This is a genomic window from Methanolobus zinderi, assembly GCF_013388255.1.
GTDB lineage: Archaea > Halobacteriota > Methanosarcinia > Methanosarcinales > Methanosarcinaceae > Methanolobus > Methanolobus zinderi.
In genome coordinates, this window is the sequence record NZ_CP058215.1 from 441,464 (window position 1) to 456,327 (window position 14,864).

Consider the following 14,864-nt stretch of genomic DNA (forward strand, 5'->3'; position numbering starts at 1 on the left):
CGGTATATTTTTTAATCCCGCCTGACCATTAATATTTTAGCAGATGCTTTATACTTCTACCGTGGTGATTCAATTTGACCGAAGAGATTACCGTCAATGTGGGACAGGCATATCCGCGTGATGTCGGCAGGGGCATTGCGAGGCTCGATAAGGACCTCATGCAGAGCATAGGGGTTATCAGCGGCGATATCGTTGAGATCGGGAACAAGGAGAAGTGTTATGCAATTGTCTGGCCCGGCTACCTGGACGATGCAGGTAAGAAGATAGTCAGGATAGACGGAAATCTCAGGACCAATGCCAGGGTGGGTATAGATGACTGGGTAACTGTCAGAAAGGTTTCGGTAAACGAGGCTGACAGGGTTGTCCTGGCACCCACAAGGGAGACCCATCTTGTCGGAGGCGCACGTTTTATTCTCAGGATACTCGAGGGTCGTCCCATTACAAAAGGACAGACCATCAGGGTTGAGACGGTCAATAATCCCATTTCTTTCGTAGTAATGACAACAAAGCCATCCGGTCCCGTGATAGTCAGCAGGAACACCCAGATACAGCTCAGGGAAAATACTGTGGTGCAGGAAGGTGTTGCGGGGCAGATCACCTATGAGGATATAGGTGGTCTCAAACGTGAGCTAGGGCTTGTGAGAGAGATGATCGAGCTGCCTCTCAAGCACCCGGAACTGTTCGAGAAGCTTTCCATCGATCCGCCAAAAGGTGTTCTGCTCTTCGGTCCTCCTGGGACGGGTAAGACCATGATCGCAAGGGCGGTTGCAAGCGAGACAGATGCCAATTTTGTATCGGTAAGCGGCCCTGAGATCGTGTCAAAGTACTATGGGGAAAGCGAGCAGAAACTCAGGGAGATATTCGAGGAAGCCGAAAAGAACGCTCCTTCCATCGTGTTTATCGATGAGATCGACTCCATAGCCCCCAAACGTGACGAGGTCGTGGGTGAGATGGAACGCAGGGTGGTCGCACAATTACTTTCTCTTATGGACGGGCTTACCTCCAGAGGCAAGGTTATCGTGATAGCCGCTACCAACCGCCCCAATTCCATAGATGAGGCTCTGCGCAGGGGCGGCAGGTTCGACAGGGAAATTGAGGTCGGCATACCTGATGCGGATGGCAGGCTGCAGATTCTCTTTGTGCATACTCGTGGCATGCCACTGGAGGATGATATTGACCTCGAGGAAGTTGCGGGGATGACCCATGGTTTTGTGGGTGCTGACGTATCTTCCCTGTGTAAGGAAGCAGCAATGCATGCTCTCAGGCGTTTGCTCCCGGATCTTAAGATCGATGATGTGGAGGATGAGATTCCACCGGAGTTCATGGAAAAGCTCATAGTCACAAGGAAGGACTTCGATGAGGCACTTAAGAACATCGAGCCTTCAGCAATGCGTGAGGTGTTCGTAGAAGTACCGTCTGTAAAATGGGAAGATATAGGCGGGCTGGACAATGCCAAGCAGGAGCTGGCAGAGTCCGTGGAATGGCCGCTGAAGTTCCCGGAGATATTTGATGCCGTGCGTACAAGACCACCAAGAGGTATCATGCTCTTTGGTCCGCCTGGTACGGGTAAGACCATGCTTGCAAAGGCAGTGGCAACCGAAAGTGAAGCTAATTTTATCAGTATCAAGGGTCCCGAGCTGCTCAGCAAGTATATCGGGGAGTCCGAACGTGCGGTGCGTGAGACCTTCCGCAAGGCAAAGCAGGCAGCTCCCACTGTGATATTCTTTGATGAGATCGATGCCATGGCATCTGAGCGTGGCTCAAGCACCGATGCCCATGCAAGCGAACGGGTGGTAAGCCAGATCCTCACCGAGATCGATGGTGTGGAAGAGCTTAAGGACGTGGTCATAGTGGCAGCTACCAACAGGCCGGACATCGTGGGCCCCGCCCTGCTGCGTCCGGGTCGCTTTGACAGGCTGATCTATGTAAGTGCACCTGACAAGAAGGGAAGGGAGATTATTTTTGGCATACACCTTAAGGATAAGCCGCTTGCAGATGATGTGGATGTCCATGAGCTTTCGGATATGACAGACGGCTATGTGGGTGCTGATATCGAGGCGATCTGCCGTGAGGCCTCCATGCTGGCACTGCGTGAGCTTATCACGCCCGGGATCAGCCGGGAAGAGATCAAGTCCAGGCTGGCAGACATAAAAATAAGCTCAGAACATTTCCTCAAGGCCATAAAACGTGTTAAACCTACAACTTCCCGCTCGGCCATGAGCTTCTATGAGCAGGCATCCGAGGCGTTTGCAAGATATGCGGCAAACGATGAGGAAAAAATGCCTGATCTGGATGCAGGTACAGGCTATCAGTGATTTTTAAAAAAGAAAAAAGGACTTTTCAAAGTCCTTTCATGTTCTTTGGCTCCGGAAGCATATCCGGCTGGATGTCCAGTTCCTCCTGTGAGAGCACGAACTTCTCTACCATTTCCTGCATGGCTGCTGCCATACCGGCAAGTTCCTGGGAATTTGTGGCAAGCTCCTGCATGGAGGCGCTTTGTTGTTCCACGGCTGCGGATGTTTCCTCAGTTCCGGAAGCAGCATTCTGGGAGATAGAAGCTACCTCATCCACGGATGCTGTGATCTCCTCGATTGATGCGGATTGTTCCTGTGCAGCGGCTGCTATGTTCTGTGCCATAATGGCCACTTTACTGCTCTCCTCTACAATACTAAGGACGGCTTCAACAGTTTCTTTCAGGGCATTTGCACCGGATTCTACGGTTTTAGTGCCTTCTTCCATGGAATCTACTGCTATGCCTGTGCTGGACTGGATCTCAAGGATAAGTTCAGCGATCTGGCTTGCTGCATTGCCGGAATCCTCTGCAAGTTTTCTGACCTCATCTGCGACTACAGCAAAACCTTTCCCATGCTCTCCCGCCCTTGCAGCCTCAATTGCGGCGTTGAGTGCAAGCAGATTTGTCTGGTCTGCAATGTTGGTAATCAGGTTGACAATTTCTTCGATCTGCTTTGATTTGGCATCAAGTTCCCTGATCGCAACTGCCGAACTGCCTGTTGATTGCCTGATCGCATTCATCTGGGTCAGCATGTTTTCAGACTGATGACCAACATTTTTGATAAAATCACTTGTTGAAGTTGCTGATTCTGCTGCCTTTTGAGCATTGCTGGCAATTTCCTGGACATTATTGGTCATGTCGGTCATTGCCCTTGCGACTTCCTCGGTCTTATAGGACTGGTTATGGGATCCTTCGGAAATATCGCCCACAGTCTGGGATATCTGGTTAGTAGCAGCTGTGATCTGCTCGATTGATGCGGACATCTCTTCAGAGGTTACCGCTACGTTCCGGGCATTTGTACTCACCGAGCTTATGATTTCTGTAAGCGTTCTCATGATCTCGTTCAGGCCTCTCGGGATAGCTTCAAAATCAATTCCCACATTGGTATCTGCCCTCGTATCGAGTCTTCCGTTGAGCATATCCTCTGATATCTGTTTGAAATCCGAAACAATATCGTTGATTGGTTTTGTTATCGATCTTGCTATAATAAAAGCAATTCCTGCCATGGCAATAATACCGACGGCTGATATTGCTATAAGCTGGTTTCTCAGGGCCACTGCTCCGGCAACTATCTCTTCTTCAGGGACCATAAGGACAAAACCGAAATCGGAAGTTTCCACAGGCTGGTATACCATGTTCACCGTCTTGCCGGTTGTAGGATCAGTAACTCCTTCTATACGTCCTCCTGCTCCGTTTCTTATATCCTCTGCCATTTGGTCCATTTTCGGATTATTGAATTCGGAGAGGGATTTTGTTCCTATCCATTCTTTTTCAGTAGGATGAGACATGAAAACGCCGGAATTACTTACCATGAATGCATAACCTGTATCAAATACTGTTATTCGGGACACTTCATCGTCTATATAATCAAGAGCTACATCCACTCCCGCTATTCCCACAAAGCGATTGTCCTTCATTATTGGTGATACATAACTGATCATCATGGTACCGTCATACATGAAAGGCTCCAGTATAACATCATCTTTCAGGGATTTGGGCAACTGGTAATAATCATCTGTCTCATATCCTGCAAGAGGATCAAGGGCTACGGATCCATCGATCTTGCTCCAGTAGGGTATGAATCTTCCTGTGCTGTCATGTCCTTCCGTGTTTACAAAATCCGCATCATTACCATCAAAGGCATTGGTCTCATACGCCACATAGGTACCCAGCAAACCGGGATTCTCTTCAAGTGTGCTCTTAAGTATTGCATTCACTTCTTCCCGATCACTGCTTTCGTAATTCTCCATGGTGCCTGCCAGGGTTTCTGCAAGCAGTTTGTTCGAATATATATCACCGTCATATTTGTAGGCATAACTCTGGGCCATGCTTTCGGTCTGGACCTTTGCTGATTCAATTTCTTGCTCGGTCACTTTGTCGACAATCACATACGTGCTTATGGCCATCAGCAAAGTGATACTAACCACAATATATATAAGTAATTTATTTTTGATATTTAAGTTTTGTAAATTCATGCGAATACCTTCTAATTCAACTTGACTATAAAATTATTGTAATCTATATCAGAGGTTAGTAGTGATTTTTTATATTTAATAATTACTATATTTTTCTTTTAAGTAGTAATTATAAGATAGTATGAACAGTAAAATACATATACTAGATATGAAAATTTAAAATCGTTACATTTATATACTTAATTTTTAACTCAATATCAGGATCTGTTTGGTATTGTTTGCCAGTTTGTCAGCCAACTAGCAAAAATACTTTAAGCCCGGTGCATATATTAATCTATAAAACCATTCGATTTTGTAATCACTGTTATCGAATAAGGGGAATCTCATGTTAAGACAGCGTTTTGTTCTGGATACCACCGCATTGACCGACCTGCAGGCAAGGGAGAAAATGGGCATTGAAAGTATGTGTGGCGGGATGCGTAAGATTCTGGAGCTGATAGCTTCAGCAAGGCTGCAGCTTGGTATAAGTTGTTATGTGCCTTTTCCATCGGTGTATACTGAAATGCAGGAATTCGCACAGAACAATGTTTGTGATCAGGATGTGATCGCAAAGATCGATACATGGCTCGTGAAAAAAGCCCCTGACAGATATAACGTGCAGATCCCCTCAAAAGTCTTCCATGAGTACGTGTCCTACATGCGTGAACGTATAAACAAGGGGATGACAATAGCAGAAGAAAACATATGGGATTCTTCCACGGAATGCCTGTTCATAACAACAAAAGCCAATGACAAAAAGGACATAGATGCTGATATCGAAAGGAAGGTTATCGGGGGTTATATCGGTAAGTTCAGGAACAAGTATCGTTCTGCCATGCGCTATGGCATACTTGACAGTGCTCCTGATATTGATGTTCTCATCCTTGCAAAGGAGCTTGACGCTGCGGTGGTTGCAAGTGATTTCGGAATTCAGAAATGGGCTGAGGAACTCGGGGTACGCTTTGTTCCGGCAAGCACCTTCCCTATGATACTGCGGGAATATCTGGAACATGCTTCCGAAGCAAACATCATTCCCATCGAGGACTCGGAAGTTTAAACATTCTTGAGTCTCATAACATCACATTGTTATACTAATTGTAGAACCAAGGAAAATGCAGGTATATGGGGGTATATCTTTGAGAAACATAACAGTAGAGGAATTCAGGGCAAGCTGTGCGGCAGCACAACAGCTTGAGATAGTGGAACGGAAAGGTATGGGGCATCCTGACAGTATTTGTGATGCTGTAATGGACAACATATCAGTAAGACTCTCTGAGGAATATCTGCAGGAATTCGGGGAAATACTGCATCATAATATCGATAAATGCCTGCTCGTGGCAGGTGAAGTAACAGGTATCTTTGGTGGTGGCATGGTAACCCATCCCATGTTGCTTGTTATCGGGGACCGCGCCACGTTCTCGGCAGAGGGAAAGGATATCGATGTCAACAGTATAGCCGTTGATACCGCAGGCCGGTGGTTTGATGAGAACCTGCGATTCGTGGAACCCGAATTCCTGGACTACCAGGTGGAACTGAAACCGGGTTCTGCAGAACTGACCGATATTTTCAGAAGGAAGGAGAAAATGCTGGGCTCCAACGATACTTCCGCAGCTGTTGGCTATGCTCCTCTTTCTTTCACCGAGAAAATGGTTCTGGATACTGAAAAGTACCTGAATTCTCCTGATTTCAAGGAGAAATATCCCGAGTCCGGGGAGGACATCAAGGTAATGGGTGTGAGAAAAGACAGTGACCTTGACCTGACAGTGGCAATGCCTGTGGTCGATCGTTTTCTTGATTCTGAGGAGCACTATTTCCGTGTGAAGGAAGACCTCACAGACGCTATCAATACTTTCATAGCCGATTATGTGGAGGAAAACAAGGTTTCTATGGACGTGACTTTCTCGCTTAACAATCTTGACATGCCGGGTCGTGGAATGAACGGGATATATACCACCGTCACAGGTACATCAGCAGAAGACGCCGATTGCGGACAGGTGGGCCGTGGTAACAGGGTAAACGGAATAATCCCTCTGAACCGTCCCGTGAGCAGCGAGGCTGCTGCGGGAAAGAACCCGGTGAGCCATGTGGGTAAGATATACAATGCTCTCTCGCATCGCATAGCCGACAGGATATACACAGCCGTTCCCGATGTGGAGGAGGCATATGTCTGGCTTTTGAGCGATATCGGCGCTCCTATAGACCGACCCAAGGTGGCTGCTGCACAGATCATAATGAAAAAGGGTAGCGTGGAATCCGTACAGGACGAAGTTACCGAAGTAATAGACAGGGAACTGGAGAATATAGGTGAGTTTACAATGGAACTTGCCAGGGGAATGGTACCCCTCTACTGATCAGGCACCTGCAATAAAGGATATCAGGGCAAAGGCCATTGCAAGTTTGAACATCCGGGATGATTTTCCCGGATTGTTCTTCCCGAGAATCTCGTAGACAGCAACAGCGAACAGCAGGTCGGCAATAGCTACCAGGAACAGGTATCTGACACTCATTATGGACTGAAGGTACGGCAGGGGACTAGTGATCACGGCTACAAGGCCTATCAGAGCCGCTATATCTGCAGCTTTTCCGGGGCCGATGACTATTGGGAGTGTGCGTGCACCGTCCCTCATATCGCCATCAATATCTTCTATATCTTTCACGATCTCCCTGGCAATGGTTGCAAGGGTGGCAAGCAGGAAGAGAATGAACACGTCTTCCAGACCTCCTCTCTCAAAAAAGACCGCTCCTCCGAAAAGGAAGGTAGATCCCGTAAGGTAACCCACAGCCAGATTTCCGAGAAATGCCGTGCGCTTAAGTGTCCTTGCATAGTATATCAATAATAGTGAATTGATAAGTGCAATAATTCCACAGACCGGATTGATCATAAAAGCGAACAAGGTGCCAAGTGCAAACAGAGCCAGTGAAAAGTAAAGAGCTGTGGACAGGCCAATTCTGCCGGAGGGTATCGGTCTGTCAGGTTTGTTGATCCGGTCGATATCAATATCATAATAATCATTGATGGCGTTTCCTGCTCCGGTTATCAGGAATACTGTGAGAAATACCAGTATTGATTCAAAAAAAGGAAATGCTATGCCTGCAAAACCTCCGGATATCAGGATATTGTAAACAATTAATACTCCTATTGTTGCTGCTATTGCAGCCATGGTGCAGTTTCCGGAACGTATCAACCTGAGATATGCATTCATATTTTTTCAAGGCCTATCTGTTTCTTTTTACCGCAAGCATCCTGTCAAGTGCAAGTTTTGCTTTTACTCTTATGTCCTCGGGTACCGTGATGACATACTGCATCTGTTCCAGAGAATTCAGCAGAGTAACAAGATCAATGGCCTTCATTTCCGGACATACTGCAAATTCCGATGCATAATAGAATCGCTTTTCCGGATTCTCCTTCTCCAGCCTGTGAAGTATACCTTTTTCCGTGGCGATTATGAACTCAGTTTTTGAGGATTCTTTTGCATAGTTTAACATTCCCGTAGTACTGAAAACCCTGTCAGCCATTTCAAGTACATCCCTGCGGCATTCTGGGTGTGCAAGTACTTCAGCTTCGGGATGTGCCTGCTTTGCACTGATGATGTCACTGGCCAGCATCTGGTTGTGGGTCGGGCAATAGCCTTCCCAGGGAATTATTCTTTTAGTGCTGTTTCTGGCCACATAGTCCGCAAGGTTCTTGTCCGGTACAAAGAGTACTTCTTCCTCTTCAAGGGAATTTACCACTTCAACTGCATTTGCTGATGTGCAGCAGATATCGCTCTCTGACTTGACATCTGCTGTTGAGTTCACATAACAGACAACGGCAGCATCCGGGTATTTTTGCTTCTCGGCTTTCAGTGCCTCTGCGGTGACCATGGATGCCATGGGGCAGCCTGCATGGATCTCAGGCAGCAATACGGTCTTGTGTGGACTCAGTATGGCAGCACTTTCTGCCATGAAGTGAACTCCGCAGAACACTATGATATCCGCAGCCTGATCTACAGCCTGCTGGCTGAGTCCCAGTGAATCACCTGTAAAATCGGCAATGTCCTGTATCTCACCTCTTTCATAATTGTGAGCCAGGATCACTGCGTTTTTCCTGGTTTTAAGATCTTTTATTTGCTCTATAGTTTTTTTTATGTCCTGCATGGGATCACCGATAGATAGTGCTTTCCTGCAATCATTCACAGTTCCTGCTCTTAGATGAAGTGTTCTCCGGAATGAAAAAATCTGTGCCCTGCTTTACGTTCCTATCTGGAAGGGATTCACAATCTTTTTCAGGGTAGCGATCGCAGAAAGTGGTGCCAGAAAGCTGCTTCTGGGGTTTGCGGGAGAAGGTATATTCTCGACCCTTGTTGTGAATTCTCCGAATGCACCTTCAACTGTAATTTCGTGGATATTGCGGGTAAGTGCAGGATTTGCAACTATCCTGACCTTTGTTTTATCAAAACCAATTCCTGCAAGGCTTAAACTTGCTGCCACGTTTACATTTGCAGGGAAAGCGCTTACAGCTTCACTCGCGGGTCCTTCGAAAAGCACAGTCTTGCCTGTTATCTTATCAAGGTCTATGTCATTTCTGATAACAAAGGGTGCTCCGGCAAGTCCTCCCGGTGGTTTTTGCGTTGTCAGGGTCACAGAATATATTTCTTCAACAGCTGCCGATTTGAGTCCGTCAAGACCCACAATGGCACCTGAAGGCAGGTAAACCTTACAATTATTGTCCTTTGCCAGTTTCTCTATGGTCCTGTGGAGCTTATCATCTGCAAGGGCTCCCACACTCATGATCATTACATCGCAGTGTGCTGCAAGTGCAACAGGTATCATCTCATAGACGGCTTCCTGTGAAGCACATTCTACCAGAAGATCAATCTGTCTGGACATCTCCATCACTTCAAGAGTTTCAGGTCTGCAGTTCTTCAGTGAGCTTTTCAGCTTTTCTACACCTTCTGTATGCCTGTCATAAACGGCAACCAGCTCGGCTTCGATCATGCCATCATCAACGGCTCTGCAAATGCTTGTTCCAATGGTACCGCAGCCTATCACTCCTATTCTGAGCATTATGATCTCCCGGAATCGCACTATCGATTCTCATTTTCATTACAGCTTATATTGATTGCTTAAGTAGGTTTTCCTTAATACATTAAAAGCATATAAATCTCTTGAAGCTAATTACTGCGAGGTGAAAGCATGCTGAGATCTGATGTTGAATATTATCTAAGGGAGGATCTTGGATACAATGATATCTCCTGTACACTTGTTCCTGACAGGGAAGTCCGGGCTGTTATTTTCACGAAGGAGGACTGTACCCTTGCAGGTCTGGATATTGCTATGGAGTTCTTCAATTATCTGGGCATACTTGCTGAAACCGAATATAAGCAGGGTGACACTGTTAAAAAGGGAAGTCGGATATTTTCCCTGCGTGGAAGCTCCGTATCCATACTCAGGTCTGAGCGCGTGGTGCTGAATTTCCTGGGGCATCTGTGCGGTATAGCAACACTTACACGTAGCTGTGTCGATACCGTCAGGAAGTTCTCGGATACAAAGGTCGCATGTACAAGAAAGACCACTCCTGGACTGCGTGAGTACGAGAAGAAGGCGGTAATCGCAGGCGGTGGCGACCCTCATCGTTTCAATCTCTCAGATGCGGTCATGATCAAGGACAATCATGTTAAGATGATGGGTATTGAATCAGCAATTGAATCCGCAAGGAAAAAAGCAAGTTTCACCCAGAAGATAGAGGTGGAGGTGGAATCCACAGATGATGCTCTGCTGGCTGCAGGATTTGGAGCTGACATTATCATGCTTGACAATATGGCCCCCGCTACTGTCATAAAAACCATGGAAGCCCTGAGAAAAGCATCTGTACCCGAACATATAATAATTGAGGTTTCAGGGGGCATAGGCCCCGGGAACCTTGAAGAATATGCAAAGACAGGTGTCGATGTAATATCAATGGGATCTATTATACATCAGGCTCGGTGGGTGGACATAAGCCTTGAGTTCACTTCTTAACCTACTTTGTAAAAACATATGCATGATATGGCAAATGTGAATTTGCTCATAATCATAAGGTTTATATTAAACTCCACATATTTATCACACAACGCAAATAATGGTAATAAATATTCTATAAACCTGAGGGAATATGCTTAATTTTAGGAAAACAATCATACTCGCATCACTGTTTCTGTTTTTTATCCTGGTGTCTGCAGGTGGTGCCTCCGGTAAAGTACTGTATAACGATACGATCTCAGAGGGTGACGGTTATCAGATCAATGATTACGTGATCGATGTAGCCGAAGTCTTCCCAAGTCAGGAATCTGCTATAATACAGATATATGAAGGAGACGCCAAGGACCCCAAGTATGATAAACTGATCTCTGAGGATGGTTCGTTTGAGTTCGAAATAGAAGGTGAGGATGTAGAGCTGACCGTGATCTCAGTGTATTCAGGTGTCATACCCCAGGCAAAACTGTTGATAACTGTGACAGATGATGATTTCATCAACAGCAGAACACTTGGTGTTGTGGACGGAGGTCACAGTGAAGCAGAATTCTCCGGTACCCCGGTAATTGAGATCACCAAGACAGTAGAGCCTTCAACTGTTGATGTGGGAGATACTGTTACCGTGAAGATATCCGCAAAGAACACAGGTGATGATAAAGCGACGAAAGTTGTTTTTACAGACAATATCCCTCCTAAATTCATTCTGGAGCAGACATTCGTATCACCTTCGGGTCAGATATCTCTTCAGGAAGGCGAAACCCGTCTGGTCTATACATACGTAATGAAGGCTACAGAAGCCGGTACTTATACGTTCGGACCTACCACTGCGATCTATTCCAATTCAATAGATGAGGATATGCCCCAGGCTTCTTCCAACAGGCCCACTGTTACGGTCACAGGGTCATCTGCAACAAAGAATGCAAGTCTTGATATTTCCATGGAGGTCGACAAATACACGGTTGACAGGAATAACGATCTTCAGGGTGTTGTCAGGATCAAGAACACCGGTGATGCCCCGGCAAATGCTGTAACTGTAAAGCTGATAGTCCCGGATGGAATTGAATATACTGGCGGTGATTCAAGTATTGAGGTAATATCAGGTGTTCCCACAATATACCTGGAATCTTTCGGAGTGCAGCAGGAAAAGGAGATACTTTTCGATATGAAGGCTGCTGAAGAAGGAACCTATACACTGACCGCTGAGAGTTCTTATCTGTTCAACAACGGAGTGGATTCCCAGATTCAGGAAGCCAGCTCCTCACTGACGACGAATCAGATCTATGTGACAAAAGGCAAATACGATCACCTTTTCGAACAACCTGTATACGTTTATCTGGTACCTCTGGTTCTGATCGGTGCAATAGCGGGCTGGATATATCACAGGCATAAACAATATAAGTTCTGATAGGTCCGATTATGGAAAAGAATAAGTATATATTGTATAAAAAAAATTATATTTAATTTAGATCAGGAGGACTTAGTTGCTCAACGTACTCATCATCGGAAACGGGCAGTGCGGAAACCGTATACTTGATGCCATTAACAGGGAGGCATTCGGGAAAAAAAGCCGCTTTGCCAAGTTCTACTCCCAGCAAAAATACAAAAGCAATGTAGAGACCATTGCCATCAACACTGCTATCAATGACTTAAAAGAGATGAAATTCACAAAGGCAAAGGACAGGATCCACATTCCTCACCTGCATGGTGTGGGAGCCAACAGAAATGTTGGAAAACATGTCTTTGAGGATAATAAGGCTCACATCATGAAACAGATAGAGGAGAGAGGTAACTTCGATGTTGCCTTTGTGCTGACCTCAGCTTCAGGAGGTACCGGTTCTTCCTTTAGTCCCATGCTCATAAAGGAATTCAAGGAAAAATTCGATTTCCCGGTCTATGCTCTTGTGGTTCTTCCCTTCAGGGAGGAAGGTACACTCTATCTTCAGAATGCCGCTTTCTGTCTAAGGGACATACGCGAGAGCGGTGTGGACGGGATCATACTTGCCGACAACCAGTTCCTCAAACAGATGGGAGGCAATGTCGAATCCGCCTATAATGGCATAAACGATATGATTGCCAGGCGTCTTCTCTTCCTGCTGGATGCTCTTGACAGTGAAATGATGATGGTCACAGACCTTGGTGATTTCAAGACCGTTATGAGTGGCGGTGCGGGACTTGCGACCATAGGCTTCTTTGAGGCAGATTCCGAGATGCCGGTCAAGAGTGCTATCAGGCAGGCTCTGTCACCATCCGGACTTCTGTTTTCAACGGATGTCTATGATGAAGCAAGCAGGTCCATGGTGATAATCAAAGGTGACAGGAAATATCTGAGCATTGACGATATCTCCGCCGAGGTGGAAAAATTATCCAGCTCAGTAGGTCATGTTTTCAAAGGTATCATTGTCCGGAACGAAGAGTTCCCTCAGGTGCTCACTGTACTTACATTAGAATCCGCATCCGAGCTTGAGAACCTTTATTCGATAGCAGTTGATGCGATAAATTATGAGAAGCAGAAAAAGGAACGTGTGAGTAACGAGAAGGAAGTGGACCGCGCATTCTCACAGATAGACGGTATGGATCCTTCTTACTGATCACTGCTCTTTTTCCTCATCTTTTTTTTAATAACATCCCTGACTTTTGAGTATAAGCTTTGAAGTGGTATTTTCTATCAGGTTCAAAAAAATCACATACATTGAAATAGTGTAACTCCAAATCTATCTTGGAAACCCTGTGTTTAAAATGAACGGCAAGTCAAATATTATTGAGATCAGAAACCTTTCCAAGATATATTCCAATGGTGTGGAAGTACGTGCACTGGATGGTATAGACCTTGATATCAGTAAAGGAGAATTTCTGTCTATCATAGGACCATCGGGTTCCGGAAAAAGTACTCTTTTGCATATGATAGGCATACTGGATACTCCTTCGGAAGGTAAGATAACCATAGATGGCCGTGTTATTACTGAAATGTCGGAAAAAGAGCGCTCACAGGCACGAAACGAAATACTGGGTTTTATATTCCAGTATCACCATCTTCTGCCTGACTTTTCCGCAGTAGAGAACGTGATGATGCCGCTTCTGATTGCAGGAAAGAGTAAAAAGGAGGCAAAAAAAATAGCATCCGGCCTGCTTGATGATGTCGGCCTGGGTAACAGGATGGACCATCGTCCCAATCAGTTATCCGGGGGACAGGCACAGAGGGTCGCCGTTGCCCGCGCACTTGCGAACGGTCCCAGTATCGTTATCGGGGACGAGCCAACCGGTAATCTCGATACGAAATCCAGTGATATGATATACGAGCTGCTAAGAAAGCTCAATCGTGATAAAGGCCAGACCTTTATACTGGTGACCCATGATGAGAAAATGGCAAAAAAGACCGATCGTATAATCAGGCTTGTAGACGGAAAGGTCTACGAAGATAATGACGTTGATTGATGGTGAATCCATGGAATATGAAAAAGGATCAATAGGAAGGGTATTTACCGTGAGGATGGACCACGGGGATGACCTGCTTTACGAACTTGAGAATCTCGCAAAGACTGAAGATATAAGGTCCGCAGTATTCGTGCTGCTTGGAGCTGTCAGGGAAGCAAACCTTGTTGTTGGTCCTAAAGAAAGTAAAGTTCCTCCTGAAATCCAGTGGGAAAATCTGGATGAAGTTCATGAGGTCATAGGCGTCGGTAACATCTTCTTAGAAAATGAAAAGCCAAAGATACATCTTCACTCCGCAGCAGGCAGGGGCAAAGCTCCTGTTGTCGGATGCATGCGGGGCAAAAGTGAGATCTTTATGGTGGTGGAGGTCTTTATTATGGAAATATCCGGGATATCTGCTATCAGATCATTCGATGAGGGCAGAGGATTCGCACCGATTATCTTTGGCAGCAGATAGATCTCAGCAACCTGAGCTTAGATCTTTAAGTTGTGCAAGAGCTTCTTCGATCTCCCTGTTCTTTTTAAGGAAATCAGTCTCAAAGGTTTCAACGATATAATCAAAAGGTACTACAAGCTTGTAGTACTTCAGTGGCCTGCCCTTATCGTTGTTCTTTTTCTCATTGCGCTCCTCGATCCATTCCTTCTCCCTGAGGGGGCGCATGGCAATACTTACCTCTGGCTGCCTGAGACCGGATGCTTTTTCGATATCCTGTGATGTCAATTCCTCTCCGCAGACCAGACAGGCTATACATATGGATTCTGTCCGCGGCACACCCAATCCCTGCAGTAATTCAATGATCTCATACCCTTTTCCGTCTAAAAGACTTAATTCTGCATATTTCATTTAACTACTATAATACTTTTAAGTTTATATAATTTATGTGAATATAAATGGCTTCTGTTATCCATGCGCCATGTTTAATCATGAACGGTAACAATATATACGGTAATTGCAAAGTAGGTGTATAAATTTA

General features: G+C 45.7%; 13 protein-coding genes. 8 read left to right on the forward strand and 5 right to left on the reverse strand.

The window, feature by feature from the left end:
- The first annotated feature begins 74 nt into the window (after nucleotides 1-74).
- The gene (locus HWN40_RS02200) at nucleotides 75-2,315 is read left to right on the forward strand and encodes a CDC48 family AAA ATPase (protein WP_176964226.1); all 2,241 of its coding nucleotides are present in this window, start codon (nucleotides 75-77) and stop codon (nucleotides 2,313-2,315) included.
- 25 nt (nucleotides 2,316-2,340) lie between these two features.
- Here the strand turns inward: HWN40_RS02200 and HWN40_RS02205 are convergent, their stop codons facing one another.
- Nucleotides 2,341-4,419 carry a methyl-accepting chemotaxis protein gene (locus HWN40_RS02205; RefSeq protein WP_246275954.1) on the reverse strand — a complete coding sequence of 693 codons (2,079 nt, stop codon included), beginning with the start codon at nucleotides 4,417-4,419 and terminating at the stop codon, nucleotides 2,341-2,343.
- A 394-nt stretch (nucleotides 4,420-4,813) separates the two neighbouring features.
- On the opposite strand from HWN40_RS02205, the gene HWN40_RS02210 reads away from it, so the two are divergent.
- A complete protein-coding gene (locus HWN40_RS02210) occupies nucleotides 4,814-5,524 on the forward strand; it encodes an RNA ligase partner protein (RefSeq protein WP_176964228.1) in 711 nt (236 codons plus the stop codon).
- 79 nt (nucleotides 5,525-5,603) lie between these two features.
- Entirely contained in the window at nucleotides 5,604-6,818 is a 1,215-nt protein-coding gene (locus HWN40_RS02215; RefSeq protein WP_176964229.1) for a methionine adenosyltransferase, read from the forward strand.
- Here the strand turns inward: HWN40_RS02215 and HWN40_RS02220 are convergent, their stop codons facing one another.
- The 3 genes from HWN40_RS02220 to HWN40_RS02230 all read right to left on the reverse strand — a co-directional run bounded on the left by HWN40_RS02220 (nucleotide 6,819) and on the right by HWN40_RS02230 (nucleotide 9,513).
- Complete coding sequence (locus HWN40_RS02220; protein WP_176964230.1) at nucleotides 6,819-7,670, reverse strand: geranylgeranylglycerol-phosphate geranylgeranyltransferase; 852 nt, start codon at nucleotides 7,668-7,670, stop codon at nucleotides 6,819-6,821.
- A 13-nt stretch (nucleotides 7,671-7,683) separates the two neighbouring features.
- Nucleotides 7,684-8,604 (reverse strand): quinolinate synthase NadA, encoded by a 921-nt coding sequence (gene nadA / locus HWN40_RS02225; protein ID WP_176964231.1) that lies wholly within the window; start codon nucleotides 8,602-8,604, stop codon nucleotides 7,684-7,686.
- A gap of 93 nt (nucleotides 8,605-8,697) precedes the next feature.
- Nucleotides 8,698-9,513 carry an aspartate dehydrogenase gene (locus tag HWN40_RS02230; RefSeq protein ID WP_176964232.1) on the reverse strand — a complete coding sequence of 272 codons (816 nt, stop codon included), beginning with the start codon at nucleotides 9,511-9,513 and terminating at the stop codon, nucleotides 8,698-8,700.
- A gap of 129 nt (nucleotides 9,514-9,642) precedes the next feature.
- On the opposite strand from HWN40_RS02230, the gene nadC reads away from it, so the two are divergent.
- The 5 genes from nadC to HWN40_RS02255 all read left to right on the forward strand — a co-directional run bounded on the left by nadC (nucleotide 9,643) and on the right by HWN40_RS02255 (nucleotide 14,347).
- Nucleotides 9,643-10,467, forward strand: coding sequence for a carboxylating nicotinate-nucleotide diphosphorylase (gene nadC / locus HWN40_RS02235; protein WP_176964233.1), 825 nt, complete (start codon nucleotides 9,643-9,645; stop codon nucleotides 10,465-10,467).
- A 133-nt stretch (nucleotides 10,468-10,600) separates the two neighbouring features.
- Nucleotides 10,601-11,866 carry a BatD family protein gene (locus HWN40_RS02240; protein WP_176964234.1) on the forward strand — a complete coding sequence of 422 codons (1,266 nt, stop codon included), beginning with the start codon at nucleotides 10,601-10,603 and terminating at the stop codon, nucleotides 11,864-11,866.
- Between the two features lie 76 nt (nucleotides 11,867-11,942).
- Nucleotides 11,943-13,049: an FtsZ/tubulin family protein gene (locus tag HWN40_RS02245; RefSeq protein ID WP_176964235.1), complete on the forward strand. Its 1,107-nt coding sequence runs from the start codon at nucleotides 11,943-11,945 to the stop codon at nucleotides 13,047-13,049.
- 148 nt (nucleotides 13,050-13,197) lie between these two features.
- Nucleotides 13,198-13,893, forward strand: coding sequence for an ABC transporter ATP-binding protein (locus HWN40_RS02250; RefSeq protein WP_176964236.1), 696 nt, complete (start codon nucleotides 13,198-13,200; stop codon nucleotides 13,891-13,893).
- The gene (locus HWN40_RS02255; RefSeq protein WP_343044093.1) at nucleotides 13,880-14,347 is read left to right on the forward strand and encodes a PPC domain-containing DNA-binding protein; all 468 of its coding nucleotides are present in this window, start codon (nucleotides 13,880-13,882) and stop codon (nucleotides 14,345-14,347) included. Before HWN40_RS02250 ends, HWN40_RS02255 begins: the two co-directional genes overlap by 14 nt.
- Nucleotides 14,348-14,350: 3 nt before the next feature.
- Here HWN40_RS02255 and mreA read toward each other — a convergent pair whose 3' ends face one another.
- Complete coding sequence (mreA, locus tag HWN40_RS02260) at nucleotides 14,351-14,734, reverse strand: MreA family transcriptional regulator (RefSeq protein ID WP_176964237.1); 384 nt, start codon at nucleotides 14,732-14,734, stop codon at nucleotides 14,351-14,353.
- Nucleotides 14,735-14,864 lie beyond the last annotated feature (130 nt).